Source organism: Arthrobacter sp. 49Tsu3.1M3 (genome assembly GCF_900168135.1).
Classification (GTDB): domain Bacteria; phylum Actinomycetota; class Actinomycetes; order Actinomycetales; family Micrococcaceae; genus Arthrobacter.
This window is the reverse complement of the sequence record NZ_FUZD01000001.1, coordinates 92,186-118,076: the sequence shown is the minus strand read 5'-3', so window position 1 is coordinate 118,076 and position 25,891 is coordinate 92,186. Positions and strand designations below refer to the sequence as shown.

The 25,891-nt window shown below is 67.3% G+C and carries 23 protein-coding genes; 9 read left to right on the top strand and 14 right to left on the bottom strand.

The window, feature by feature from the left end:
• Nucleotides 1–7 precede the first annotated feature (7 nt).
• From B5X90_RS00500 to B5X90_RS00490, 3 genes are all read left to right on the top strand, one after another.
• The gene (locus B5X90_RS00500; RefSeq protein WP_079549576.1) at nucleotides 8–952 is read left to right on the top strand and encodes a COX15/CtaA family protein; all 945 of its coding nucleotides are present in this window, start codon (nucleotides 8–10) and stop codon (nucleotides 950–952) included.
• 281 nt (nucleotides 953–1,233) lie between these two features.
• Nucleotides 1,234–1,737 (top strand): hypothetical protein, encoded by a 504-nt coding sequence (locus B5X90_RS00495; protein WP_256859985.1) that lies wholly within the window; start codon nucleotides 1,234–1,236, stop codon nucleotides 1,735–1,737.
• A gap of 280 nt (nucleotides 1,738–2,017) precedes the next feature.
• Nucleotides 2,018–3,178, top strand: coding sequence for an acyltransferase family protein (locus B5X90_RS00490; protein ID WP_256859984.1), 1,161 nt, complete (start codon nucleotides 2,018–2,020; stop codon nucleotides 3,176–3,178).
• A 94-nt stretch (nucleotides 3,179–3,272) separates the two neighbouring features.
• On the opposite strand, the gene B5X90_RS00485 is transcribed toward B5X90_RS00490, so the two are convergent.
• Both B5X90_RS00485 and B5X90_RS00480 read right to left on the bottom strand, forming a co-directional pair.
• A complete protein-coding gene (locus tag B5X90_RS00485; protein ID WP_079549574.1) occupies nucleotides 3,273–4,220 on the bottom strand; it encodes a threonine/serine dehydratase in 948 nt (315 codons plus the stop codon).
• Nucleotides 4,221–4,352: 132 nt separating this feature from the next.
• A complete protein-coding gene (locus tag B5X90_RS00480; protein WP_079549573.1) occupies nucleotides 4,353–5,315 on the bottom strand; it encodes a heme o synthase in 963 nt (320 codons plus the stop codon).
• A gap of 497 nt (nucleotides 5,316–5,812) precedes the next feature.
• Here B5X90_RS00480 and tkt point away from each other — a divergent pair, with 497 nt between their 5' ends.
• From tkt to pgl, 6 genes are all read left to right on the top strand, one after another.
• Nucleotides 5,813–7,930, top strand: coding sequence for a transketolase (gene tkt, locus B5X90_RS00475; RefSeq protein WP_079549572.1), 2,118 nt, complete (start codon nucleotides 5,813–5,815; stop codon nucleotides 7,928–7,930).
• 63 nt (nucleotides 7,931–7,993) lie between these two features.
• Nucleotides 7,994–9,109 carry a transaldolase gene (gene tal, locus B5X90_RS00470; RefSeq protein WP_079549571.1) on the top strand — a complete coding sequence of 372 codons (1,116 nt, stop codon included), beginning with the start codon at nucleotides 7,994–7,996 and terminating at the stop codon, nucleotides 9,107–9,109.
• Nucleotides 9,110–9,115: 6 nt separating this feature from the next.
• The gene (locus B5X90_RS00465; protein WP_079549570.1) at nucleotides 9,116–10,750 is read left to right on the top strand and encodes a glucose-6-phosphate isomerase; all 1,635 of its coding nucleotides are present in this window, start codon (nucleotides 9,116–9,118) and stop codon (nucleotides 10,748–10,750) included.
• A 15-nt stretch (nucleotides 10,751–10,765) separates the two neighbouring features.
• On the top strand, nucleotides 10,766–12,328 hold the full coding sequence (gene zwf / locus B5X90_RS00460) for a glucose-6-phosphate dehydrogenase (protein ID WP_079549569.1): 1,563 nt from the start codon (nucleotides 10,766–10,768) through the stop codon (nucleotides 12,326–12,328).
• Nucleotides 12,325–13,266, top strand: coding sequence for a glucose-6-phosphate dehydrogenase assembly protein OpcA (locus tag B5X90_RS00455; RefSeq protein WP_018772991.1), 942 nt, complete (start codon nucleotides 12,325–12,327; stop codon nucleotides 13,264–13,266). Before zwf ends, B5X90_RS00455 begins: the two co-directional genes overlap by 4 nt.
• Nucleotides 13,256–14,074 carry a 6-phosphogluconolactonase gene (gene pgl, locus B5X90_RS00450; RefSeq protein WP_079549568.1) on the top strand — a complete coding sequence of 273 codons (819 nt, stop codon included), beginning with the start codon at nucleotides 13,256–13,258 and terminating at the stop codon, nucleotides 14,072–14,074. The genes B5X90_RS00455 and pgl overlap by 11 nt, the downstream gene beginning before the upstream one ends.
• Here the strand turns inward: pgl and B5X90_RS00445 are convergent.
• The 12 genes from B5X90_RS00445 to B5X90_RS00390 all read right to left on the bottom strand — a co-directional run bounded on the left by B5X90_RS00445 (nucleotide 14,027) and on the right by B5X90_RS00390 (nucleotide 25,689).
• Nucleotides 14,027–14,422: an RNA polymerase-binding protein RbpA gene (locus B5X90_RS00445; RefSeq protein ID WP_079549567.1), complete on the bottom strand. Its 396-nt coding sequence runs from the start codon at nucleotides 14,420–14,422 to the stop codon at nucleotides 14,027–14,029. The two genes, pgl and B5X90_RS00445, sit on opposite strands and share 48 nt — an antisense overlap.
• A gap of 118 nt (nucleotides 14,423–14,540) precedes the next feature.
• Entirely contained in the window at nucleotides 14,541–14,798 is a 258-nt protein-coding gene (gene secG / locus B5X90_RS00440; RefSeq protein WP_018772994.1) for a preprotein translocase subunit SecG, read from the bottom strand.
• Between the two features lie 48 nt (nucleotides 14,799–14,846).
• Entirely contained in the window at nucleotides 14,847–15,662 is an 816-nt protein-coding gene (tpiA, locus tag B5X90_RS00435) for a triose-phosphate isomerase (protein WP_079549566.1), read from the bottom strand.
• A gap of 108 nt (nucleotides 15,663–15,770) precedes the next feature.
• Nucleotides 15,771–16,997 carry a phosphoglycerate kinase gene (gene pgk, locus B5X90_RS00430; protein WP_079549565.1) on the bottom strand — a complete coding sequence of 409 codons (1,227 nt, stop codon included), beginning with the start codon at nucleotides 16,995–16,997 and terminating at the stop codon, nucleotides 15,771–15,773.
• A gap of 10 nt (nucleotides 16,998–17,007) precedes the next feature.
• Nucleotides 17,008–18,018 carry a type I glyceraldehyde-3-phosphate dehydrogenase gene (gap, locus tag B5X90_RS00425; protein WP_079549564.1) on the bottom strand — a complete coding sequence of 337 codons (1,011 nt, stop codon included), beginning with the start codon at nucleotides 18,016–18,018 and terminating at the stop codon, nucleotides 17,008–17,010.
• Between the two features lie 287 nt (nucleotides 18,019–18,305).
• Entirely contained in the window at nucleotides 18,306–18,929 is a 624-nt protein-coding gene (locus B5X90_RS00420) for a superoxide dismutase (protein WP_079549969.1), read from the bottom strand.
• 168 nt (nucleotides 18,930–19,097) lie between these two features.
• Nucleotides 19,098–20,078 carry a DNA-binding protein WhiA gene (whiA, locus tag B5X90_RS00415; protein WP_079549563.1) on the bottom strand — a complete coding sequence of 327 codons (981 nt, stop codon included), beginning with the start codon at nucleotides 20,076–20,078 and terminating at the stop codon, nucleotides 19,098–19,100.
• A gap of 10 nt (nucleotides 20,079–20,088) precedes the next feature.
• Nucleotides 20,089–21,108, bottom strand: a complete 1,020-nt coding sequence (yvcK, locus tag B5X90_RS00410; protein WP_079549562.1) for a gluconeogenesis factor YvcK family protein — start codon at nucleotides 21,106–21,108, stop codon at nucleotides 20,089–20,091.
• Nucleotides 21,108–22,031: an RNase adapter RapZ gene (rapZ, locus tag B5X90_RS00405; protein WP_018773001.1), complete on the bottom strand. Its 924-nt coding sequence runs from the start codon at nucleotides 22,029–22,031 to the stop codon at nucleotides 21,108–21,110. The genes yvcK and rapZ overlap by 1 nt, the downstream gene beginning before the upstream one ends.
• A 118-nt stretch (nucleotides 22,032–22,149) precedes the next feature.
• Entirely contained in the window at nucleotides 22,150–24,156 is a 2,007-nt protein-coding gene (gene uvrC / locus B5X90_RS00400; protein WP_079549561.1) for an excinuclease ABC subunit UvrC, read from the bottom strand.
• An 86-nt stretch (nucleotides 24,157–24,242) separates the two neighbouring features.
• Nucleotides 24,243–24,911, bottom strand: a complete 669-nt coding sequence (locus B5X90_RS00395) for a lysophospholipid acyltransferase family protein (RefSeq protein ID WP_026266350.1) — start codon at nucleotides 24,909–24,911, stop codon at nucleotides 24,243–24,245.
• A complete protein-coding gene (locus tag B5X90_RS00390; RefSeq protein WP_256859983.1) occupies nucleotides 24,898–25,689 on the bottom strand; it encodes an HAD hydrolase-like protein in 792 nt (263 codons plus the stop codon). The genes B5X90_RS00395 and B5X90_RS00390 overlap by 14 nt, the downstream gene beginning before the upstream one ends.
• Nucleotides 25,690–25,891: the final 202 nt, after the last annotated feature.

Genomic DNA, 25,891 nt, shown 5'->3' with positions numbered 1-25,891 from the left:
GAAAACTGTGAGCACGGCGTCACGAACTCCCCGGATTGTCTCCGGAATCACCTCCCGGCTGCCAGTCCGCGTCGATAAGACGGTCAGGCGGCTGGCCGTGCTGTCCCTCATTGGCCAGATCGTCCTGGTGGTGACCGGCGGCGCCGTCCGCCTGACAGCATCGGGCCTTGGCTGCCCCACGTGGCCGCGCTGCACCGAGGGATCCCTGGCCACCACCCCCGAAATGGGGATCCACGGAATCATCGAATTCGGCAACCGGCTCCTGACATTTGCGCTGGCGGCAGTCGCGGTGATGATGCTGGTCTATCTGTGGAACCTCCGCAAGGAGCGCCGCGACCTCTTCCTGCTCGCCCTCGGCCTGCTCGCCAGCATCCCGGCCCAGGCCGTCATCGGCGGCATCACGGTGCTGACCCAGCTGAACCCGTGGGTCGTGGGCCTGCACTTCCTCGTGTCCATGGCCCTCGTGGTCCTCGCGACCCTTCTAGTGAACCGGGCGTACGACCGCACGGGCAAGGCCCGGACCGTGCAGCTTCCCGCCCTGCCGGGCGTTGCCCGCCCGGTGATGACCGCCGTCGCGGTCCTCTCCGCCGTCGCGGTCTGCCTCGGTGTGGTGGTGACCGGCGCCGGTCCGCATGCCGGCGACGCGAACGCCGCGCGCAACGACCTCGACTGGGACCTCTTCGCGCACATCCACGCCGTACCCGCCTACCTGGTGACCGCCGGCGCGCTGTTCGCGGTCTTCCTTGTGGTCCGCGGGCGGATCCAGGGGCCGTTCCGCTCCGCGGTGTTCATGCTCTTGGGCGTCACGGTGCTGCAGGCCGCAATCGGCTTCACGCAGTACTACAATGGCATCCCGGCGCTGCTCGTTGGCGCTCACATGCTGGCGGCGGCGCTGCTGATGAGTGCGGCGACCAACGCCGCGGACCTCGCCCGCTACAGCCCGGTGGACTAACCCGGTGGACTAATCAGCCGCAGACTCCCTGACTAAAGCATCGCGGGGTCACTTACCGCCCCTCCGGCACGTCCGGACGGCCCGTAAGTGGCCCCGCATTTGCTGTCCGGGCACTGCGGCAACAATGACGAGTACCGCATTCACCTCCCGGGGCTGGCCTTGACGGGATTTCCGGGTGGACTATGGGATGGCATGGACATGGATCGTCGCGGCCCTGGGCTTTTGTCGTTCCCGTGACGCTGACCGGAAGGCCTTCTCTGATGCAAGCGACAGAATCGCCCGTGCCTCCTTCACCGTCAGCCCGCCAACGCGCGGCGAGCCTCAAAGAACGCGTCTACATCATCTTCACGAGCCTGGCCGTGGTGTTGGCGCTTCGGAGTCACGCGGACGAGACCACGCCGCTGGCAGCAGCGGCGACGCTCAGCATCGTGGTGATCGGCTCCCTGCTGGGGATTTTCGTCGCCGATCTCCTGAGCCACCTGACTGTTCATTCGAAGCTTCCCACCGGTGACGAGCTGCACCACATGATCGCGGTCAGCGCGGACGGCCTCGGCGTTCTGGTCACTCCGCTGCTCCTCCTCACGGCAGCCGGCCTCGGTCTGTGGTCGACGGCCGTTGCCCTCGGGTGGGCAGTCGCTGTTCTGGTTGTCTCGCTCGGCGTCGTCGGGTTCCTCGCGATCCGGCGCCTCGAGATTCCGGTCCGTCACAAGGCCGCCATCATGCTCGCCGAAGTCGTGTTGAGCCTGCTGGTCATCGGGCTGGAGCTGGTGGCCCACAATCTCTAAGGGAGCCTGAAGACTTCCCCCTTGGCGCCCGGTTACTGGCCGGTCACTTGTCCAAACGGGAAAGATTTCGGAATACTGGATGGTGTGGCCCCTTTCTTTGGGCCCGCCTTATGGCCGGGCAGCCGCAGAGCCGGCGTCAGGTTTCGTCCAGCCAAGGCGGGAATACTTGGACAGGGCGCAGGACTGGCGCCGCAATCGCATCCATGGATAGACGGACGGCGCGGTTTTGCCTTGATGCAGCTGGAATCGGAACCGGCCAGATAGAGGCACCGGAGGATATGTGGCGTTACTAGTCGGCGAAAGGCCCGCACAGACGGTCCAACATACTGCAAAGCGCCCACGGCTGGACGGCCTGGACGTTCTTCGCGGTGCCGCCGTGGGCGCCGTCCTGCTCGGACATTCCTGGCCCGGCATATTTCAGGGCGCCGGCATCGTGGGTGTCATCGCCTTCTTCGTGTTGAGCGGATACTTGATCACCGACGTGCTGGTCGGCGATATCGAACGGCACCGAAAGATTCGTTATGGACGCTTCTATGCGCACAGGGCGTTCCGGCTGGTGCCGGCACTCGTTTCTCTCCTGGGCGTTTACGCGATCGTCGAATTGGCCACCGATGTCCTTGGTGACCGGTCCAAGGGAATCGTGGGGTACACGGTCCTCGCCGGTCTTGGCTACCTCAAAGACCTCCCCCTGCCGTTCGACGTCAGCATGGCGATCGGACCGCTCTGGACGCTGGCGGTGGAAGAGCAGTTCTACCTGATCTGGCCCGCGCTGCTGGTGCTCGCCCTGCGGCGCAACCGCCAGGGCCGGCTGATTGGCTGGTCCGCCGCCGTCGCGCTGTTCCTCATGTCGGCCAGTGTGCTGGCAATGGTGACTCTGGCCCCGCAACTTCACTCGCTGGTTTACGCGCTGCCGACCACGTGGGGCCTGGGCCTGATCGTCGGTTCGGCCCTGCGGTTGTACAGGGTCCATGTGTTCAACTGGTTCACCGGCCGCTGGCTCAGGCGCGCGGCCCTGCTGGTCTCCGTCGCCGTCCTGGCCGCGCTGATCTACTTCCCGAAGGCCAACGAAACGCCGGCGTTCATGTTCATTGGCGGTCCGCTGGCCATGGCCGCCGCGGCCGTCCTGGTCGCACTGGCCGCCTCCCGCACCGCAGTGATGCCGAAGTGGACGCGCCCGGTGCAGCTGCTGGGCACCGTTTCCTACGCCGCGTACCTGTGGAACTACGCGGTCATTCTCTGGCTGAACGGCGGCTCCACGGCCGATCTGCCGCCGCTCATCGCGGTGTCGGCCATCGTGGTGACCCTGCTCATTGCGGTCATCAGCTGGCACACCGTCGAACGGCTCGGGCGGATCGCGCGGGCCCGCTTCGACCAGCACTTTTCGGCCCGCTACCATCCGGACCGGCAGCCGGCCGGCAGCGCCGCTTCCCGGCACGGTTAGGCGGGACTGTTCAGGCGGCAGGATTCACGCGGCACTGTTCAGTCGGCACTGTTCAGCCGACACCCTTCAGCCGGCAGAATTCAGTCGGCCCTGGTCAATCGCTGCCGGGGTCGTTCTCCAGCGTGCAGGCATCGGTGTTGGCCCCGCAGACGATGACCGCGACGCGTTCCCCTGCGGCGGGTGTGTACGCCCCTGACGTGAGCGCCGCGAACGCAGCCGCGGCCCCGTATTCGGCGGGGATCCGGTAATCGCTCCACAACTGTGAGCGGGCGGCGACGATGGCGGCGTCGTCCACCAGCACAGAGGCCGGCGGGACGCGTGAGGCGATGCTGAAGGCGATCCCACCCACCCGCCTGGCTCCGAGGGAATCCGCGGCGACACCCGAAACGGCCACATCGACCGGGCGGCCGGCGTCGAGGGCCGCGTGCAGCGTGGGGATGGCGAAGGGCTCAACCGCGACGACGCGGGCCCGCCCCTCGGCAGCTGCCGCCACGCCCGCATAGAGTCCGCCGCCGCCGACGGCGACTACGATCGTGTCGATGCCGGGTTCGTCCTCGAGAATTTCCTCGGCCAGGGTGCCTGCGCCTGCCGCGATTTCCAGCTGGTCGTATGCATGGCAGAACAAGGCACCGGTATCTTCCACGTAGTCCATTGCGGCCGCGAAAGCCTCCGCGTATTCGGTGCCGACCTGCCGGACCGTGGCGTTGTACGCGAGGAGTCGTGCGACCTTTACCCGCGGGGCGTTCTTCGGGACGAACACCGTCGCCGGCACGCCGAGGGCCGCGGCGGCGTATGCGTTCGCCAAACCCGCGTTGCCGCCCGACGCCGCCACCACACCGACGGCCGGGTCAAGCTCCCCGCGTTCCCGGGCGGCGAGCTGGCGGTTGAAGGCACCCCGGGCCTTGAAGACGCCCGTGTGCTGCAGGAACTCACATTTGAACCAGAGCGGGGCGGCAGCGGTGCCCCCGCGGAGCAACGGTGTGCGCCGCACGTGGCCACTGATGCGGTTCTGTGCCTGAAGTACATCGCTGCGGTTGATCACGGGCTCCCCTGGGGTTGTGTCGCTTGGCCGGTTCGTAAGGATACCCCGGGACCGAAAAGGACCGTCCCTCCCCTGATACAGCTGACGCTCCCCCACCAGTGGTGAGGGAGCGTCAGGCAGGCGAGCGGGGGATCAGCCGCCCATGATGGCCGAGCCGACGAACGGGTCGACGGCCAGGGCAATGAAGAGCAGGGTCAGGTAGCTGATGGAGCCGTGGAAGACCTTCATGGCTCCCTTGTTGGAAACGTCGCCGGCCTGGGCGCGGTTGTACAGGGCGTGCGACTCGTACAGGAACCAGGCACCGGCGCCGACGGCAGTCACCGTGTAGACCCAGCCGGCACCACCGGCCGGGATCAGCAGCAGCGAACATGCCACCATGGCCCATGCGTAGAGGACCACCTGCACCGAAACCACCTTCGCCCCGGCGATGGCGCCCAGCATCGGCACGTTGGCGTTGCGGTAGTCCTCGCCGTAGCGCATCGACAGCGGCCAGTAGTGCGGCGGGGTCCAGAGGAAAATCACCATGAACAGCACGACCGCGGGCCACTCGACGGTGTTGGTGACGGCGGCCCAGGCAATCAAAACCGGGAAGCACCCGGCGGCGCCGCCCCAGACAATGTTCTGGGCCGTGCGCCGCTTCAGGATCATGGTGTAAATGACCACGTAGAAGACGATGGCGCCGAGTCCGAGCCACGCGGCGAGCGGGTTGGCTCCGAACCAGAGGATGGCGATGGCCGCCGCGCCCAGCAGCCAGGAGAAAATGAGCGCTTCGCGGGGTGTGACCTCGCCGGTGACCAGGGGCCGGTTCTCCGTGCGGTGCATGAGCTTGTCGATGTCGCGGTCGATGTAACAGTTGAAGGCGCCTGCGGAACCCGCCGCGAACGCGCCGCCCACCAGCGTCGCCAGGATCAGACCGATCGACGGGAAGCCGCGTTCGGCATAGATCATGGTGGGGAGCGTGCTGACGAGCAGGAGCTCGATCACACGGGGTTTCGTGAGCGCCAGGTAGGCCTTGGCTTTGCGGCCGAAGCCCATCCTTCCCGAGGCCGGGGCGGCGTTCAGCGGCGTATTAGTTGTGCTCACGGTGGCAGTCACTCTGTTCTGTCTGGCTGTGCAGTTCTGTCTGGCTGGGCAGCCCCGGGTGGATTTCGCAACGCACTGTGCTGCAGACCGGGCGGCGCGCTCGGCGCACGCCCGTGTCCTTGCCTCAGTCGAAGGCCACCACCCATCATACCGTGGAGCTCCGGGCCGGGGGTGCGCCGAATGCCACGCCATGATTCCGGCGCGTTAACGCCGGCTCACCGGCCCCGCGGCGGACGGTGATTCATATAAGCGAAATCAGGTCCAATTGGTGAGATATACGCTGACCACAAAGTGGAATGGGACTAGGCTGTCATTAGATCAGCGCACACGGGCACGCATTTAGGCACTTGCCGGAACACGCGGCTCTGCATCTGCGTCTGAATGATAGATCAACGTTTCGATGGTGAACGGCTGGTACGAACCGCAGCGGGCACCGAACTGTGCCCGGGCGGGAAAAGAGCGTACCGCCGGCCGTCAGCACAGAGAGGGGCCCGGTTTTCGTGCCACATTTGGAAGAGCAAGAACTGTCATGGACTGACTTGGACCAGCGCGCGGTGGACACCGTCCGGGTGCTGGCCGCGGATGCGGTGGAGAAGGTCGGAAACGGCCACCCGGGAACGGCGATGAGCCTGGCTCCCGCCGCCTATTTGTTGTTCCAGAAGCTGATGCGCCACGACCCGGCGAACCCGGACTGGCTGGGCCGCGACCGGTTCATCCTGTCCCCCGGGCACACGTCCCTGACCCTGTACATCCAGCTGTTCCTCTCCGGCTACGGCCTGGAACTGAAGGACCTGGAGGCGCTGCGGACCTGGGGCTCGCTGACCCCGGGCCACCCGGAGTACAAGCACACCAAGGGTGTGGAGATCACCACCGGCCCGCTCGGCCAGGGCCTGGCGTCCGCGGTCGGCTTCGCCTATTCCCAGCGCCGGATGCGCGGCCTGTTCGACGCCGACGCTCCCGCCGGCACGAGCCCGTTCGACCACACCGTCTGGGTTATCGCCTCCGACGGTGACCTGCAGGAAGGCGTCACCTCCGAGGCGTCCTCACTCGCCGGGCACCAGGAACTGGGCAACCTCGTGGTGATCTACGACGAGAACCACATCTCGATCGAGGACGACACCGAGGTGGCGTTCACCGAGGACGTCCTGGCCCGCTACGAGGCCTACGGCTGGCACACCCAGCGGGTCGACTGGACCCGGACCGGCGAATACGTCGAAGACGTGCAGGAACTGCACGCGGCACTGCTCGCCGCGAAGGCCGAAACCGGCAAGCCCTCCATCATCTCCCTGCGGACCATCATCGGGTACCCGGCGCCGAAGAAGCAGAACACCGGCAAGATCCACGGCTCCGCCCTCGGCGCCGAGGAAGTCGCGGCCCTGAAACAGGTCCTGGGCTTTGACCCGGAACGTGCCTTCCAGGTCGACGAGGACGTCCTGGCCCACGCCCGTGCCGTCCAGGACCGCGGCGCGGCCGCCCGCGCCGACTGGCAGGCCTCGTTCGAGGCGTGGCAGGCCGGCAACCCCGAGTCCGCTGCACTGCTGGAACGCGTTGAGGCGAAGAAGCTCCCGGGCGACTTCGAAGCCGCCCTGCCGGTCTTCGAAGCCGGCAAGGACGTCTCCACCCGGGCCGCCTCCGGGAAGGTCCTGAACGCGATCGGCCCGGTCATGCCCGAACTCTGGGGCGGCTCCGCCGACCTCGCGGAGTCGAACAACACCACGATCGAGGGCTCGCCCTCGTTCATCCCCACGTCCCGGTCCACCGCGGCGTGGAAGGGCAACCCCTACGGCCGGGTCCTGCACTTCGGCATCCGCGAGCACGCCGCGGCGTCGATCGTGAACGGCATCTCGCTGCACGGGCGCACCCGGGCGTTCTCCGGAACGTTCCTGATCTTCTCCGACTACCAGCGCCCCGCGATCCGGCTCGGCGCCCTCATGGGCGTCCCGTCGCTGTATGTCTGGACGCACGACTCGATCGGCCTGGGCGAGGACGGCCCCACGCACCAGCCCGTTGAGCAGCTCGCCTCCCTCCGCGCCATCCCGGGCCTGGACGTCGTTCGCCCCGGAGATGCGAACGAGGTCGCCGCGGCCTGGAAGGCCATGCTGGAAAACCACGAAAACCCGGCCGGCATCGTCCTGACCCGGCAGAACATCCCCACCTACGCCCGCGGCACCGGCGTGGCCGACGGCGACACCTTCGGCTCCACCGCCGGCGTCGAGAAGGGCGGCTACGTCCTGGCCGAGGCGTCAAAGGACGGCTCCACCGTCGAAGCCCAGGTCATCCTGATCGGCACCGGCTCCGAGGTCCAGCTCGCCGTCAACGCCCGCGAAGCGCTGCAGGCCGAGGGCATCCCCACCCGCGTGGTGTCCATGCCCTGCGTGGAATGGTTCAACAAGCAGGACGCCGCGTACCGCGACGCCGTGCTGCCCCCGGCCGTGAAAGCACGCGTCTCGGTCGAGGCCGGACTGGCCCTGGGCTGGAAGGAATTCGTCGGCGACGCCGGCCGTTCCATCTCCCTGGAGCACTTCGGAGCGTCCGCGGACTACAAGCGCCTCTTCCAGGAATTCGGCATCACGGCGGAAGCAGTCGCCGCCGCCGCGAAGGAATCCCTCGCCGGCCTCACCAACTGATCCACCACCACGGTTCCGGGGGACGCTGTGCCCCCGGAACCCATGATTTCCAGGAGTTATGAAATGACTACCCCCACCCAGCAGCTCTCCGACGCCGGCGTCTCGATCTGGCTCGACGACCTCTCCCGCGGCCGCCTGCAGACCGGCACCCTGCGCAAGCTCATCGAAGAGAAGAACGTCGTTGGCGTCACCACCAACCCGTCGATCTTCCACGCCGCCATCACCGCCGGCCACGACTACGACTCCGTGATCGCCGCCCAGGCCGCCTCCGGCGCCACCGTCGAAGAGACCGTCTTCGAAATCACCACCACCGACGTCGCCGACGCCTGCGACCTGTTCGCCCCCGTCGCCGCGGCAACCAAGGGCGTCGACGGCCGTGTCTCCATCGAGGTCGACCCGCGCCTGGCCTGGGACACCGCCGGCACCATCGCCGAAGCGAAGCACCTGTACAAGAAGGTCAACAAGGACAACGTCCTGATCAAGATCCCGGCAACCCTTGAAGGCCTCGAGGCCATCACCGCCACCCTGGCCGAGGGCATCAGCGTCAACGTGACCCTGATCTTCTCGCTGGAACGCTACCGCGCCGTGATCAACGCCTTCCAGTCCGGGCTCGAGCAGGCCAAGGACAACGGCCACGATCTGTCCAAGATCCACTCGGTCGCGTCCTTCTTCGTCTCCCGCGTCGATGCCGAAATCGACAAGCGCCTCAACGCCATCGGCACCGAGGAAGCCAAGGCACTCAAGGGCAAGGCCGGCCTGGCCAACGCCCGCCTGGCCTACCAGGTCTACGAGGAGCTCTTCTCCACCGAACGCTGGGCCCTCCTGGCCGAGGCCGGCGCCCTGCCGCAGCGTCCGCTGTGGGCCTCCACCGGCGTGAAGGACCCGGCCTACCCGGACACCCTCTACGTCACCGAACTCGTCGCCCCCGGCGTCGTCAACACCATGCCGGAGAAGACGCTCGACGCGACGTTCGACCACGGCACCGTCACGGGCGACACCGTCACCCGCGGCTACGACGACGCCAACGCCACGCTGAACTCCCTCGACGCGCTGGGGATTTCCTACAACGACGTCGTCGCCCTGCTCGAATCCGAAGGCCTGGACAAGTTCGTGGCCAGCTGGAAGGAACTGCTGGGCGACGTCGAAGGCGCCCTGGCCTCTGCACGGAAGGCTTCCTAACCCACCATGAGCACACTCAGCTACGACGCCACCGGCGCAGCCCGCCAGGCACATGAGCAGCACCTCCCGGCACTGCTGGAAGACCGCATTGCCACCCGGATCTTCGCGAAGGACCACACCCTGTGGGGTCCGGACGCAGAGCAGGAATCCGCTGTCCGGCTGGGCTGGGTCGAGGCGGCTTCCGTCTCCCAGCCGCTGGTCGGCGACATTCTCGAACTCCGCGACGCGCTGAAGGCCGAGGGCGTAACGCGGATCGTCCTCTGCGGCATGGGCGGCTCCTCGCTGGCGCCTGAAGTCATCGCGGGCACCGCTGGCGTCGAGCTGACTGTTCTGGACAGCACCGACCCCGAACAGGTCAGTGCCGCAGTCGCGGACCGGCTGGACGAAACCGCGATCGTGGTTTCGTCCAAGTCCGGCTCCACTGTGGAAACCGATTCCCAGCGCCGGATCTTCGAGCAGGCGTTCACCGACGCCGGGATCGATGCGAAGAGCCGCATCATCATCGTTACCGACCCGGGGTCGCCGCTGGACAAGGCCTCCCGGGAGGCCGGCTACCGCGCCGTCTTCAACGCAGATCCGAACGTCGGCGGCCGTTTCTCGGCCCTGACCGCCTTCGGGCTGGTCCCCTGCGGGCTTGCCGGTGTCGACATCCAGGCTTTCCTGGATGAGGCCGAAGAAGCCGCCGAGATCCTCAATGAGGACTCGGAGGACAACATCGGCCTCGCCCTCGGCACCGCCCTGGGCGGCACCACCCCGCTGCGCAACAAGATCGTCATCGCGGAGGACGGATCCGGGATCGTGGGCTTCGCCGACTGGGCCGAACAGCTCATCGCCGAATCCACGGGCAAGCTCGGCACCGGCGTGCTGCCGGTCGTAGCGGGTCCTGCCTCCCCGGAAGCCACCCTGGGCGCCCCCGATGTCCTGGTCATCCGGCTGGTCGCGGCGGATGACGACGTCCAACTCGGCGAGAACGAGGTCGCCATCGCCGGCGGCCTGGCCACGCAGATGATGGTGTGGGAATTCGCCACCGCCGTGGCCGGCCGCCTGCTCGGCATCAACCCGTTCGACCAGCCGGACGTCGAGGCAGCGAAGATCGCCGCCCGTGGCCTGCTGGACGCACAGCCCGCACCGACGCCGGCGAATTTCACCGACGGCGCGATCGAGGTCCGCGGCGGGGAGTGGCTCGGCGACGCCGGCACCGCGGCAGAAGCCGTGAACGCCCTGCTCGGCGAGCTCGGCCCGGACAACTACCTCAGCGTCCAGGCGTACTTCGACCGGCTGGCCTATGCCAGCCTCGAAGGCGTCCGGGACGAACTGGCCGCGATCAGCGGACGCCCGGTCACCTTTGGCTGGGGCCCGCGGTTCCTGCACTCCACCGGCCAGTTCCACAAGGGCGGACCCGCGATCGGCGTCTTCCTGCAGGTCACGGCCGCATCCGCGGCTGACCTGGCCATCCCGGACCGGCCGTTCACGTTCGGCGAGCTGATCTCGGCGCAGGCTGCGGGCGATGCCCAGGTCCTGTCCGAGCACGGCCGTCCGGTCCTCCGGCTGCACCTGACCGACCGCGCCGCGGGTGTGAAGCAGCTCCAGGAGCTCGTCACCTCCCTCGCCGGCCAGGCAGCATCCTCCACTCAAAGCTAAGGCACCCACGCAACCATGCCAGAAACCTACAACGGCGGCAGGACCACGGCCGGCCGGGGGCGCAATCCGCTCCGGGACCCCCGTGACCGCCGTCTGAACCGTATTGCCGGACCGGCCTCGCTGGTCCTGTTCGGGGTGACCGGGGACCTCGCCCGCAAGAAGCTCATGCCCGCCGTGTATGACCTCGCCAACCGCGGGCTGCTGCCGCCGAGCTTCGCGCTGGTGGGCTTTGCCCGCCGGGAGTGGGAGAACGAGGACTTCGCCGCGGAGGTCAAGGAGTCCGTCAAGGCGTACGCCCGCACGCCGTTCGATGAAACGGTCTGGAAGCAGCTCTCCGAGGGCATCCGCTTCGTGCAGGGCGAGTTCGACGACGACGAGGCGTTCAAGCGGCTCTCCGACACGATCGATGAGCTCGACGAACAGCGCGGGACGCGGGGAAACCACGCGTTCTACCTCTCGATCCCGCCGAAGGCCTTCGAGCAGGTCTGCCGTCAGCTCTCCAAGCACGGCCTGGCCCAGGCCGCGGGCGACAACTGGCGCCGCGTGGTGATCGAAAAGCCGTTCGGACACGACCTCGAATCGGCCCGCCAGCTCAACGATATCGTCGAGTCTGTGTTCCCGCCGGACGCGGTGTTCCGGATCGACCACTACCTGGGCAAGGAGACGGTGCAGAACATCCTGGCACTGCGCTTCGCCAACCAGCTCTTCGAGCCGCTCTGGAACGCCAACTATGTGGACCACGTCCAGATCACCATGGCCGAGGACATCGGGACCGGCGGCCGGGCAGGCTACTACGACGGCGTGGGCGCGGCCCGCGACGTCATCCAGAACCACCTGCTGCAGCTGCTGGCCCTGACGGCCATGGAAGAACCGATCTCCTTCAACGCGGACGACCTGCGTGCCGAGAAGGAAAAGGTCCTCGCCGCCGTCCGGCTCCCCGAGGACCTCTCCTCCCACTCCGCCCGCGGGCAGTTCACCGGCGGCTGGCAGGGCGGCGAAGAAGTCCTCGGGTACCTGGAGGAGGAGGGCATCCCGGCCGATTCCAAGACCGAGACGTTCGCCGCGATCCGGGTGGACATCAACACCCGCCGCTGGTCCGGCGCGCCGTTCTACCTGCGCGCCGGCAAGCGGCTGGGGCGCCGGGTGACGGAGATCGCCGTCGTGTTCAAGCGCGCCCCGAACCTGCTCTTCACGGACCACGGCGAGGACGACTTCGGCCAGAACGCCGTGGTGATCCGGGTCCAGCCTGACGAGGGCGCCACGATCCGGTTCGGTTCCAAGGTCCCGGGCACCCAGATGGAGGTCCGCGACGTCACCATGGACTTCGGCTACGGCCACTCCTTCACCGAGTCCAGTCCCGAAGCCTACGAACGCCTCATCCTGGACGTGCTGCTGGGCGAGCCGCCGCTGTTCCCCCGGCACCAGGAAGTTGAGCTGTCCTGGAAGATCCTGGATCCCTTCGAGGAATACTGGGCCGGCCTTGACGAACAGCCCCAGCCCTACGCTCCCGGCAGCTGGGGCCCCGCCTCGGCCGACGAGCTCCTTGCCCGCGACGGACGAACCTGGAGAAGGCCATGATCGTAGATCTTCCCGACACCACCACCTCCAAGATTTCCAAGAAGATCATGGCCCTGCGCGAGCAGGGCGGCGTGATCGCCCTGGGCCGGGTCCTGACCCTTGTGGTCGTCACCCGCTCCGGTCTGGAAGAGGAGGCCATCGAGGCCGCCAACGAGGCCAGCCGCGAACACCCGTGCCGGATCATCGTCCTCGCCGACGCCGGAGCCTCGGCCCCGACCCGGCTGGACGCCCAGATCCGCGTCGGCGGCGACGCCGGAGCCTCCGAGGTGATCCTGCTGCGCGGCTACGGCGAACTCGCCGAGGAAAGCGAATCCCTCGTCGCGGCCCTGCTGCTCCCCGACGCCCCGATCGTGGCGTGGTGGCCGCACGGCGCGCCCAGGAACGCGTGCCAGACCTCGATCGGGGGCATCGCGCACCGCCGGATCACCGACTCGGCCAACGAAGCAGACCCGGTCGCGGCGCTGGAGAACATCCGCCGCACCTACAAGGCCGGCGACACCGACCTGGCCTGGACGCGGCTGACCAACTGGCGCATCCAGCTGGCCGCGGTCCTGGACCAGGTGGATGACTCACCGGTCACGGCCGTCGCCGTCGAGGGTGCATCGGACTCCCCCAGCACCGTGCTCCTCGCGGCCTGGCTCACCTTGGCCCTGGACGTTCCCGTGACGATCGTGGCGGACCCGGCCGGAACCGGCATCCGGCGCGTCCGGCTGACCCGGCCCGGCGGCGACATCCAGCTCTTCCGGCCCGGGCTCACCATTGCGGAACTAACCCAGCCCGGCCAGCCCGCGCAGCGGATCTCACTGCCCCGCCGCAGCCTCAAGGACTGCCTGGCCGAAGAACTCCGCCGCCTGGATCCGGACGAAGTCTTCGGTGAAGTGATTACTATGGGACTGCCGCGTACCAATCTAAGGAGTGTCCGTCCCAGTGAGCGCTGACCCGAGAGTAAGCATCCATCCTGACTCGACCGTTCTGATGGCGGCGATCGCGGCCCGCCTGATTACCAAGCTGGTGGATATCCAGGACCGGCACGGCGAGGCCACGGTGGTGCTTACCGGGGGAACGATGGGCATCGGCTCGCTGAAGGCCGTGGCCGAATCGCCCGCGGCGCGGGCCGTCGACTGGTCCAAGGTGAACTTCTGGTGGGGTGACGAGCGCTTCGTGGCGGCCGGCGACGCCGAACGCAACGCCCGCCAGGCCCAGGACGCCCTGCTGTCCCACATCAACGTTGACCCGGCGCGCGTCCATGTGCCCGGTTCCACCGATGACTTCGATAGCCCGGACGACGCCGCGGCCGACTATGCCCGGCGGCTCGCCGAGGCGGCGGCCGCCGAGCACGCCGCGGACATGTCCGACGACAGGCCGGAACAGCCGGCGCGGCTGCCCCGCCTGGACATCGTCCTCCTCGGCGTAGGACCGGACGCACACGTCGCCTCGCTCTTCCCGGAGCAGGCCGGCATCCGGGAGAAGGAGCTGACTGTCGTGGGCGTCCACAACTCCCCCAAGCCGCCGCCGGCGCGGGTGTCGCTGACGTTGCCCGCGATCAACACGGCATCGGAGGTGTGGATGGTGGTGGCCGGCGACGACAAGGCCGGCGCCGTAGGGCTGGCCCTGGCCGGCGCTAATCCCGTGCAGGTGCCCGCCGCAGGGCCGCGCGGCCGCCGGGAAACGCTGTGGCTGATTGACGAGAACGCGGCCTCACGGGTCCCGGAGCAGCTCGTCCGGAAGGGTCCGTCCGGAGCGTAGACGTTCCAGCGCTCCAGCCAGTACGTCTTCGGCGTCCTGGCTGGAGCGCCGCTCTTTAACGTATTCCAGATGCGTCTTGAAGCCCTCTGTCGGCGTTTCCTCCAGGGCAAACTTTGATTCGTCGCGGGTTGCGGTGCCGCCGCAGCGCCGGCAGTCCCAAACTCCGGGGATCTGTTCTTCCGGAAGCTGTGCGAACACGAGCGAGGTTTCATGGCCCTTGGCGCACCGGAAAGATACACGAATACGGGGCTGGCGTACGCCGGCCCCGTTCAGTGGTTCGTGGCGGGGAGTTGCCCCCTCGGTGGCGCCCACACGGATTCCTTTGAATCCGGAAGCAGAATGCAGCATCGGGAACTCCTGGCTACTTAGCTGGTGGAAGTGCAAGACGACAGCCACAGTGTAAGTCGAGAGTTCCCGATGCCGGGAGGGCCATAAGGACCCCATATGAAGTTTTCGGACAGGCGTCCTAGGAATCAGCGCCTGTGCTGAACCGCATGAGCAGACCGAGGGCGATGATCACCACGCCCCAGGTGATTCCCAGGATGACCGTGAAGCGGTTGAGGTTCCGTTCCGCCACGCCAGAGGAGCTCAGGCCCGAGCTCATGCCGCCGCCGAACATGTCGGACAGGCCGCCTCCGCGTCCCTTATGGAGCAGGATGAGCAACGTCAGCAGGAGGCTGGTGATGCCCAGGAGGACCTGCAGAATGACATGAAGAACGTCCACGACGGCCTTTCAGAAGGATTGGATTGCGGGGGTCAGGCTGTGTCCGGACTAATCCGTCAACAGGTGACTCTCGAACCTGACAATATTAGCAAACTCGGCAGCGTCCAGGCTGGCACCGCCGACCAGCAAGCCGTCGACGTCGCGCTCCTTCAGGATCGAGGCCGCGTTATTGGCCTTGACCGAGCCGCCGTACAGCAGACGGGTCTTGGCTGCGACGTCTGCTCCGAAGAGGGTGGACAGTTCGGCACGGATGGCGGCGCACATTTCCTGCGCGTCCTCCGGACCTGCAACCTCGCCGGTGCCGATGGCCCACACGGGCTCGTAGGCAACTACGACCTCTGAGACCTGCTCGGGGGTGAGGCCTTCGACGCCTGCGCGCAGCTGGGCGAGGGTGTGGTCCACGTGGGTGCCGGCCTGCCGGATCTCCAGGCCTTCACCGACGCAGAGGACCGGGGTGATGCCGTGCCGGAAGGCGGCCTTGGTCTTGGCGTTGAGCACGGCGTCGGACTCGTTGTGGATGGTGCGGCGTTCGCTGTGGCCGACCAGGACGTAGCTGCAGGCAAGCTTGGCGAGGAACTGGCCGGAAATGTCGCCCGTGTAGGCGCCGGAGTCGAACTGGGAAAGGTCCTGGCCGCCGTAGACGACGGCGAGCTCGTCGCCCTGGACCAGGGTCTGGACGCCGCGGAGATCCGTGAACGGCGGGAAGACGGCGACCTCCACCCGGCTGTAGTCGTGCTTGGCGTCGGACAGGGTCCACGCGAGCTTCTGCAGGAGGGTGATGCCCTGGACGTGGTCCATGTTCATCTTCCAGTTGCCGGCGATGAAGGGCTTGCGGTCGAATTTACCGTTGGTTGACGTGGTCACGTGATCTCCAGGAGTTCTTGGTGTGTGGGAGCAGCCGGCAGGGCGCCCGGTTCCCTGCGGAGGGCACCCTGCCGGCTCAAATGCCGGTGCTTTTAGCGGTCAGTGCTTCTAACGGTCGAGGACGCTCAGGCCTGGGAGTTCCTTGCCTTCAAGGTACTCCAGGCTTGCGCCGCCGCCGGTGGAAATGTGGCCGAATGCCTCATCGGCGAAGCCGAGTGTCCGGACCGCTGCCGCCGAGTCGCCGCCGCCAACCACGGTGAACGCGTCTGCCTCGGTCAGGGCCTGGGCGATGGCCCGGGTACCGCCGGCGAAGGCAGCGAATTCGAACACGCCCATGGGTCCGTTCCAGAACACCGTCTTGGCGCCCTTGATCCGTTCCGCGAACGCCGCTGCCGACACCGGCCCGATGTCCAGCCCGATGCCCTGGGCTCCGAAGCTGCCCGACTCGATGGCGTCGGCGGCAACGGTCTCATGCTCGGCGTCGGCCGCGAACTTGGCCGCCACCACAACATCGGTGGGCACGACGAACTCGGTACCGGCGTCGGCGGCCCGCTTCAGGTAGTCCTGGACGACCGGGATCTGGTCCTCTTCGAGCAGGCTGCCCGCGACCTTGTGGCCCTCGGCGGCGAGGAAGGTGAACAGCATGCCGCCGCCCACCAGGATCGTGTCCGCCTTGCCCAGGAGGTTGTCGATCACAGCGAGCTTGTCGGAGACTTTGGAGCCGCCGAGGACAACGACGTAGGGCCGCTGGGTGTCGGTGGTGAGCTTGCGCAGCACCTCGACCTCGGTGCGGACGAGGTCGCCCTGGTAGGACGGCAGCCGCGTTGCGACGTCGTAGACGCTGGCGTGCTTGCGGTGCACCGCACCGAAGGCATCATCGACGAAGGCGCCGTTGTCCCCGGTGAGGGCGACGAGCTGGTCAGCGAAGGCGCCGCGCTCGGCGTCGTCCTTGGAGGTCTCGCGCGCATCGAAGCGCACATTTTCCAGGACCAGCACTTCGCCGTCCTGCAGCGCCGCGGAGAGCTCCTTGGCCGACTCGCCGACGGTGTCAGTGGCAAGTGAAACCTTGAACCCGGCAAGCTCGGCCAGCCGTGCGGCTGCTGGCTTGAGGGAGTACTTCTCCTCCGGGGCGCCCTTGGGGCGGCCGAGGTGTGCTGTGACCAGCACGCGGGCACCGGCGTCCGTGAGCTTCGCCAGCACTGGCAGGGAGGCCTTGATACGGCCGTCGTCAGTCACTGTAGAGCCGTCGAGCGGCACGTTCAGGTCACTTCTGACCAGAACGTACCGCCCGCGGACACCATCAGCGATCAGTTCGTTGAGGGTGTGAAATGTCATGAGTCTTACCCTAGCCCAGCTTGGACGCGACAAGCTCCGTGAGGTCCACGAGGCGGTTGGAGTAACCCCACTCGTTGTCATACCAGGACACAACCTTGACCTGGTCGCCGATCACCTTGGTCAGGCCGGAATCGAAGATGGACGATGCCGGGTCGCCGACGATGTCGGAGGAGACGATCGGCTCGTCGGTGTAGGTCAGCAGGCCCTTGAGCTCTTCGGTCTCCGACGCTGCCTTGAGGGCGGCGTTGACTTCGGCGACCGTGGTCTCGCGGGAAACCGTGACGGTCAGGTCCGTGGCGGAGCCGGTGGGAACGGGCACGCGGATGGCGTAGCCGTCGAGCTTGCCCTTGAGCTCCGGCAGGACCAGGCCGATTGCCTTGGCGGCACCGGTGGAGGTGGGCACCATGTTGATGGCGGCGGCGCGGGCGCGGCGGAGGTCCTTGTGCGGGCCGTCCTGCAGGTTCTGGTCGGCGGTGTAGGCGTGGATGGTGGTCATCAGGCCGCGCTCGATGCCGAAGGCGTCATTGATGACCTTGGCCAGCGGGCCGAGGCAGTTGGTGGTGCAGGAGGCGTTGGAGATGATGTGGTGCGCGGCGTTGTCGTACAGGCCGTCATTGACGCCCATCACGATCGTGATGTCCTCATCCGACGCGGGGGCGGAGATCAGGACCTTCTTGGCGCCGGCGTCGATGTGCTTCTGCGCATCGGCGGCCTTGGTGAAGAAGCCGGTGGACTCGATGACGATGTCGACGCCGAGCTCGCCCCAGGGCAGCTTCGCGGGATCGCGTTCGGCGAGGACCTTGATGATGTTGCCGTCGACGACGATGTTGCCGTCTTTGACCTCGATGGTTTCGGCCAGGCGGCCGCCCACGGAGTCGTACTTGAAGAGGTGAGCGAGGGCTTCCGGGCTGGTGAGGTCGTTGACCGCAACGATCTCGAGGTCTGCGCCCTGTGCGAGGGCGGCGCGGAAGTAGTTGCGGCCGATACGGCCAAAGCCGTTGATGCCAATACGGGTCGTCACGTTTTCAGTCTCCTTGGTGCTCTTGCGAGCACGACTAGTTGAGAAGGCGTTCAAGCCAACTAACAGATCCCGCACGCCATTGGGCAGAGATAATTACCAGATCGGAGGGCGACCAGCCACATTGCTGAAGGCTAACCGCCTTCCGTGATCCATCTTACGTTTAACACGGACTGCCCCCGCAAGTGCAGGGGCAGTCCGTCCACATTTCGGGCCGAAGGGCCCGTAATGTGAGGTTTGTTACAAGCGGAAGTCGATTCCGTCACCCTGTGCAGGGTAAAGGGACCTGCCTAGAGGGTGATGAGACCCGTGGCGTTCTTGCGGGCGGCTTCGAAGCGCTTGGCGACGTCGGCCCAGTTCACGATGTTCCAGAAGGCCTTGACGTAGTCAGCCTTGACGTTGACGTAGTCCAGGTAGAAGGCGTGCTCCCACATGTCCAGCATCAGCAGCGGGGTGGTGCCGAGTGCGACGTTTCCCTGCTGATCGTAGAGCTGCTCGATGACAAGGTTGCCGCCGATGGGCTCGTAGGCCAGGAAGCCCCAGCCGGAGCCCTGCAGGCCCAGTGCCGCGGCGCTGAACTGCGCACGGAACGCGTCGAACGAGCCGAAGGCGTCGTCAATGGCCGCCGCGAGCTCGCCCTCGGGCTTGTCGCCACCGTCCGGGGAGAGGTTCTTCCAGAAGACGGAGTGGTTGATGTGGCCGCCGGTGTGGAACGCGAGGTCCTTGGAGAGGCGGTTGATGTTGGCGAAGTCGCCCTTGTCGCGCGCCTCGGCCAGCTGGGCCAGGGCGTTGTTTGCGCCGGCCACATAGGCGGCGTGGTGCTTGCTGTGGTGCAGCTCCATGATCTTCGCGGAGATGTGCGGTTCCAGCGCTGCGTAGTCATAGTCGAGATCGGGCAGTACGTACTCGGTCACAAATTCCTCCAATGTCGTGGACGGGTTGTCCGGTTCGGTAACTCTCGGATTGTGCATCCGGATGCGGGGCATCCGGAAAATTGCGGTGGGATCCAACGGCGACAACCTGCCGCGGCTCCCGGATATTTCATTCCCCGGGATATTCCTGCTGTTGATTCTAGGGGCGGGCTAGTCGTCGAGCATTTCCGGCGTCACATTGGCTTCCGTGCCCGGGATGCCGAGGTCCTGGGCTCGTTTGTCCGCCATGGCCAGCAGCCGGCGGATCCGGCCGGCGATGGCGTCCTTGGTCATGACGGGCTCGGCGAGCCGGCCCAGCTCGTCCAGGCTGGCCTGCTTGTGCGCGACCCGGAGCTCGCCGGCATACTTCAGGTGGTCCGGAACGTCGTCGCCGAGGATTTCCAGGGCGCGGTCCACCCGGGCACCGGCGGCCACGGCGGCCTGCGCGGAACGGCGCAGGTTCGCGTCATCGAAGTTGGCGAGCCGGTTGGCAGTGGCGCGGACTTCCTTGCGCATGCGGCGTTCCTCCCAGACCATCAGCGCGTCGTGGGCGCCCATGCGCGTCAGCAGCGCGGCGATCGTGTCGCCGTCGCGGATCACCACGCGGTCCACTCCCCTGACCTCGCGGGCCTTGGCCTGGATGCCCAGGCGGCGGGCGGCGCCGACGAGGGCCAGGGCCGATTCGGGGCCGGGGCAGGTGACTTCCATGGCCGAGGAGCGGCCGGGCTCTGTGAGTGAGCCGTGGACCAGGAACGCGCCGCGCCAGACAGCTTCGGCGTCCGCGGCGGATCCGTTCACCACTACCGACGGAAGGCCGCGCACGGGGCGCCCCCGCGCGTCCAGGAGTCCGGTCTGGCGGGCGAGGGCCTCCCCGTCGCGGACCACCCGCACCACGTAGCGGCTGCCGCGGCGCAGTCCGCCGCCGGAGACGACGATGATCTCGCTCTGGTGGCCGTACACCTCGGCGATGGCGGCGCGCAGCCGCCGGGCGGTCGATGCGAGGTCGACTTCGGCCTCGATCACAATCCGGCCCGAGATGATGTGCAGCCCGCCGGCGAAGCGGAGCATCGCCGATACCTCGGCCTTGCGGACTGAGGACTTCTTGATATCCAGACGGGAAAGTTCTTCCTTGACTGATGCTGTCAGTGCCATGGCACCTTTCCTAACTATTCCCGAAAATGTCGTGATACGCCGTCGCCAGCCGCAACGGATCGTGGACCGGACGGCGACCAGACGCCCCCACTTTACCCAAGACCACCTCGGCACCGAGCATTCCTGCCGCCGCCTCGAAGTCGGGCAGGTTCTGCACCGACGCCGGGTCGGCCAGGATGACGTCGATCGTGAACTCCGGCGCGTATTCGCGCAGCACCCGGAGGTGGTCGGCGGCGGACATGCCGGCCGTCTCCTTGGTGTCTGTGGCCAGGTTCATGGTCAGGCACCGGCGGGCAGCCGTGTTGGCGAGGGCCTCGCGCATTTCGGGCAGCAACAGGTGCGGCAGCACGGACGTGTACCAGGAGCCCGGCCCGAGGATCACCCAGTCGGCCAGCTCGATCGCCGTGAGCGCCTCGGTGCAGGCCGGAGCGTTTTCAGGCAAGAGCCGGACGTGCTCCAGGGACCCGGCCACCGCGCACTTGGCTTGGCCGGTGAGGGTCTGCAGTGCCGTCACGCCGTCCGGGGCGGTGACCCGGACCTGGCCCTCGATGGTCAGCGGGACGCTGGACATCGGCAGGACTTCGCCGCGCGCGCCGAGCAGGGCGCCGGCCCACTTCAGGCCGGCGACGGTGTCGCCCAGGAGCTCCCAGAGCGTGACGATCAGGAGGTTGCCCATCGCGTGCTCATCGAGGGAGCCGCCGCGGCCTTTACCGGGGGCGAAGCGGTGCTGCATGACGTCGCGCCACGTGCGGCCCCAGTCGGTGTCGTCGCACAGCGCGGACAGGGCCATCCGGAGATCGCCCGGCGGCAGGACGCCGTACTCTTCGCGGAGCCGGCCGGAGGATCCGCCGTCGTCCGCGACCGTGACGACCGCGGTGAGTTCGGAGGTCAGCAGGCGCAGAGCCGAGAGCGAGGCGGAGAGGCCATGGCCGCCGCCGAGCGCGACGACGGAGGGGCCTTTGTCCTGCTGGCTGGCGAAGGCCGCGCTGGCGGGCGGGACAAGGGGCAGCGGGCCGGTCAGCAGCGCCATTACTCGCGGCCCAGGTCCCGGTGCGTCGTGGTCACCGTGACGCGCGGGTACTGCGCCAGCCTCCGTGAGAGCTCGACGGCGACCGCGACGGAGCGGTGCTTGCCGCCGGTGCAGCCCACGGCGATGGTGGCGTAGTGCTTGTTCTCCCGCCGGTACCCGTCCAGGACAGGTTCAAGGGCCAGGACGTAGCGTTCCACGAAGTCGCTGACGCCCTGGGCCTCCAGCACGTAGTCGCTGACGTCCTTGTCCAGGCCGGTGTGCGGGCGCAACTGCGGCACCCAGTGCGGGTTGGGGATGAAGCGGGCGTCGGCCACGAAGTTGGCATCCACCGGCAGCCCGTACTTAAAGCCAAAGCTCATGACGTTCAGCCGCAGCGCCACCGGCCCGGTTTCGCTGAAGAGTTCGGTGATGGCGGTGGCGAGGCCATGGACGTTGAGGGAGGACGTGTCCAGGACGATGTCGGCGGTGTCCTTCAATTCACGCACCAGCTCGCGTTCGGCGGCGATGCCGTCGAGGATCCGGCCGCCGCCCTGGAGCGGGTGGGGCCTGCGGCCCTGCTCGAAGCGGCGCACCAGGACGTCATCGTTGGCGTCGAGGAACAGCACGCGGAAGCTCACGCCGGTGGCTTCCAGCGCGCGGAGCGCCGCGCGCATGTCGACGAACAATTCCTTGCTCCGGACGTCCATCACGACGGCGAGCTTGGACATGGAGTGCGGCGTCCGGGACACCAGTTCGGCGAGCGTGCCGAGCATCTGCGGCGGCAGGTTTTCCACGACGTACCAGCCATGGTCCTCAAGGGCGTCCGAGGCGGTGCTGCGGCCGGCTCCCGACATTCCGGTCACCACGAGCAGTTCAGCCTCGACGGGTTTGACGGGTGTCATGCCGTCCGCATCCGTCTCGGATCCTGCCGTCGACTCTGCCATCAGTGAAGCCCCATCTCTGCCTGTGCGATTTGCTGTTTGTCAGGTTCGCGCGGGCCGCGGTGCTGCCGCTGCCGTGCCGTACCCAAGTCTTTACCCTAGCTAAGTTTGGCGGCGCTAGCTAAGCGTCGAGGATTTCGCCTGTGGTCATGTTGACGGCAGGAACCGTGGCGGCTTCCTCGGCACCGCCAGCGAAGTGCCGGACGATTGCGGCGGCCAGGGAGGGGCCGATCCCCTTTGCACCGGTGAGTTCCTCCTGCGTCGCGGCTTTGATCCCCTTGACGGAGCCGAACTCCGCCAGGAGAGCCTTGCGCTTGGATTCGCCCAGTCCGGGCACGCTGTCCAGGGCCGAGGCCGTCATGGCCTTGCCGCGCTTTTGCCGGTGGAAGCTGATGGCGAAGCGGTGGGCCTCATCGCGGATCCGCTGCAGCAGATACAGGCCGGCGGAGGCGCGCGGCAGGATCACCGGGAAATCGCTGTCCGGCAGCCACACCTCTTCGAGCCGTTTGGCCAGGCCGACCACGTACACGTCCTCGATGCCGAGCTCTTCGAGCGCCCGGGCGGCGGCATTGACCTGCGGTTTGCCGCCGTCGACGACAACGAGGTTGGGCGGGTAGGCGAATTTGCTCCGCGGTGCCGGCGTCGTGGAGTCCGCGACCGCCGCGGCGGTTGCCGCGTCCAGGGCGGCCTGGTGCGCCGGTTTGGCCGCAGCCGCCGCCTGCTCGTCTTTTTCCTGGAGATAGTGCCGGAACCGGCGGGTCAGCACATCATGCATGGCCGCCGTATCGTCGGTGGCCGCGGCGCCGGTCACGGCGAACTTCCGGTAGTCGGACTTTTTCGGCAGGCCGTCCTCGACCACCACCATGGAGCCGACCACGTTGGTGCCCTGGACGTGCGAGATGTCGAAGCACTCAATCCGCAGCAGCGCCACGGGAAGCTCGAGCGCTTCCTGGATTTCCTGCAGGGCCTGGGAGCGCATGGTGAGGTCGCCGGCGCGCCGGGACTTATGGAGTTTGAGGGCGTGCTCGGCGTTTTCACGGACCGTGGACAGGAGGGCGGCCTTGTCTCCGCGCTGGGGAACGCGGATGTCCACCCGGGCCCCGCGCAGACCGCTGAGCCATTGCGCGAGCTCTGGGGCGTTGCTGGGTTCGGCAGGCACCAGTACTTCCCGGGGCAACCTGCCCTGGAGCCCGGCTTCCTCGCCGTAGACCTGCTGGAGCAGGTGTTCGACCAGTTCCGGGGTGGTGGAGTCCTCGACTTTTTCCACCACCCAGCCGCGCTGGCCGCGGATCCGTCCGCCCCGGACGTGGAAGACCTGCACGGCGGCCTCCAGCTCGTCTTCGTGCAGGGCGAAGACGTCGGCGTCCGTGCCCTCGGCCAGGACGACGGCGTTACGTTCGAAGACCTTCTTCAGCGCCACGATGTCGTCCCGGAGCCGGGCCGCGCGTTCGTAGTCGAGCTCCGCGACTGCCGCGGCCATCTCCCGTTCCAGCCGGTTGACGAAGGGCTTGGCTTCGCCGCCCATGAACGTGCAGAAATCCTCGGCGAGGGCGCGGTGGTCCGCGGCGGAGATCCGGCCGACGCACGGCGCGGAACATTTGTCGATGTAGCCGAGCAGGCAGGGCCGGCCGCTGGCTTCGGCGCGCTTGAGCACCCCGGCGCTGCAGCTGCGGACCGGGAACACGCGCAGCAGGGTGTCCATGGTGTCCCGGATCGCGCCGGCGGTGTAGGGGCCGAAGTACCGGGTCCCTTTGCGCCGGTCGCCGCGCAGCACCTGGACGCGCGGGTACTTCTCCCCCATCGTCACGGCGAGGTACGGGTAGCTCTTGTCGTCCCTGAACATCACGTTGAAGCGGGGCTTGAATTCTTTGATCCAGGTGTATTCCAGCTGCAGCGACTCGAGTTCGCTGCCCACCACGGTCCACTCGACGCTGCTGGCCGTGTGGACCATCGCATAGGTTTTGGGCATGAGCCCGGCGGGGTTGGCGAAGTAGGTGTTCAGCCGGGCACGGAGGTTCTTGGCCTTGCCGACATAGATGACCCTGCCGTGCGGATCGCGGAAGCGGTACACGCCCGGATTGGTCGGAATTTCACCCGTCTGGGGTCGGTAACTCGCTGGATCTGCCACACATCAAGTCTACTGAGCCGCTGGCGGTGCCGTTGCACGTGCCTCCGCCGCATGCCCGGCGGACGCCGGGAGCAGGAAGCCCCGCGCTATTCGGCCGACTTGCTCTGGTTGTAGCTGGTGGAGCGTTCCTGGCCGCTCAGATCTGCGATTGCGTCCATGATGCGGTCCGTGACCTGGCGGCGGGCCGGCAGGGAATGGTCCGGTCCGGTTTTCTCGAAATACAGCGGCTCGCCGACCTTCATGGTGAAGTGCTGCGGCTTGACGGACTTGCTGTCCGCGGGCTGCAGGTGTTCGGTGCCGATCAGGCCGACCGGGATTACGGGCGCGCCGGTGGTGAGGGCCAGCCAGCCGACGCCGGTGCGGCCGCGGTACAGGATGCCGTCGCGGGAGCGGGTACCTTCGGGATAGATGCCCACGCCCTTGCCGGAGTCGAGGATGTCCAGCAGCGTTTTCAGCGCCTGAACGCTAGCCGCCTGCTCGCCGCGTTCCACGGGAATGGAGCCCACGGCCTCGAAGAAGGACTTCATGGCCTTGCCTTTGATGCCGCCGGTGGTGAAGTACTCAGCCTTCGCGAAGAAGGCCACGGGCCGCGGCATCAGGGCCTGGACGATCACGCTGTCCAGGAACGAGAGATGGTTCGGTGCCACGATGAACGGGCCGTCCTTGGGCACGTTTTCCAGGCCGATGACCGTGGGACGGCACGTGGTGGTTACCAGCCCCCGCGTGGTCCAGCGGATTGCATCAAACATTGCCATCGGTGTGCACCTCGTTCAGGGCTGTGGTCCCCGGGCGTTCGGAGAGTCGGTTGATCGTCGCGTGAAGCGCCGTGGTGGTGTGCACGATCTCGACGGCACCGGCCGCGTGCAGTTCGCCGTCGGGCGCAAACCCCCAGCCTACGCCGATGCAGTCCAGTCCGTTCGCAGCGGCCCCGGCGACGTCCTGTGCCCGGTCCCCCACCATCACGGCCCGGCCGGCGGCCGCAGGGTCCGCGGCAGCGAGGTCCGAGAGCGCGGCGGCGACGATGCCGGCCTTGCCTTCGGGGGCAGAGCCGTCGGGCACGGAGCCTTCGGGGACGGAGCCTTCGGGGACAGAGCCCGCCCCCGGGCTGGCGGCCTCGTCGGCGGCAGAGCCGCGGATGCTGTGGAAGAGTCCGGCGATGCCGTGGTGCGCCAGGACAGTGCGGGCGAGCCCTTCCGGCTTCTGGGTCGCGACCGCGATGGGCCGACCCGCGGCGACGAAGTCCTCGAGAAGGCCGCGGATTCCCGGGTACAGCCTGCGCTGCGCGATTCCCGTGGATGCGTAGTGCGCGCGGTAGATGCGGATGGCGTCTTCCAGCTGTGCGGCCGGAACGCCGGCGATTTCCGTCAGGGAATGGCTGAGCTTGGGCCCAATCATGGCGTCCATCCGGGACTTGTCCGGAACCGGCAGGCCAAGCTCCATGAGAGCCGCGGCGATTCCGTCGGTAATACCCCCGGCGGGATCGACAAGAGTGCCGTCAAGGTCGAAGATCACGGGCACTGTTGTATGCGTCACCGGCTTAGTTTCTCACGAGTGTGCGGTTGCCAGAAATTCGCATACTCCTTCAGGAATACATCAGGGAATACATCAGGAATACATCTGGCGATACATCAGCGGATACATCTGGCGATGCATCAGCGGATACATCCACTGGGGACGCCCCTGCGGAGCGGGGACCGTGCGGCGGAAGCTTGCCTCGGCCGCCGCACGGTCCCCG

Coding starts and splice junctions, on each gene's coding strand:
- tal (WP_079549571.1), top strand. CDS start 7,994: ATGACTACCCCCACCCAGCAGCTCTCCGACGCCGGCGTCTCGATCTGG.
- B5X90_RS00465 (WP_079549570.1), top strand. CDS start 9,116: ATGAGCACACTCAGCTACGACGCCACCGGCGCAGCCCGCCAGGCACAT.
- zwf (WP_079549569.1), top strand. CDS start 10,766: ATGCCAGAAACCTACAACGGCGGCAGGACCACGGCCGGCCGGGGGCGC.
- B5X90_RS00455 (WP_018772991.1), top strand. CDS start 12,325: ATGATCGTAGATCTTCCCGACACCACCACCTCCAAGATTTCCAAGAAG.
- B5X90_RS00445 (WP_079549567.1), bottom strand. CDS start 14,422: ATGCTGCATTCTGCTTCCGGATTCAAAGGAATCCGTGTGGGCGCCACC.
- pgk (WP_079549565.1), bottom strand. CDS start 16,997: ATGACATTTCACACCCTCAACGAACTGATCGCTGATGGTGTCCGCGGG.
- whiA (WP_079549563.1), bottom strand. CDS start 20,078: ATGGCACTGACAGCATCAGTCAAGGAAGAACTTTCCCGTCTGGATATC.
- yvcK (WP_079549562.1), bottom strand. CDS start 21,108: ATGGCGCTGCTGACCGGCCCGCTGCCCCTTGTCCCGCCCGCCAGCGCG.
- rapZ (WP_018773001.1), bottom strand. CDS start 22,031: ATGGCAGAGTCGACGGCAGGATCCGAGACGGATGCGGACGGCATGACA.
- B5X90_RS00395 (WP_026266350.1), bottom strand. CDS start 24,911: ATGGCAATGTTTGATGCAATCCGCTGGACCACGCGGGGGCTGGTAACC.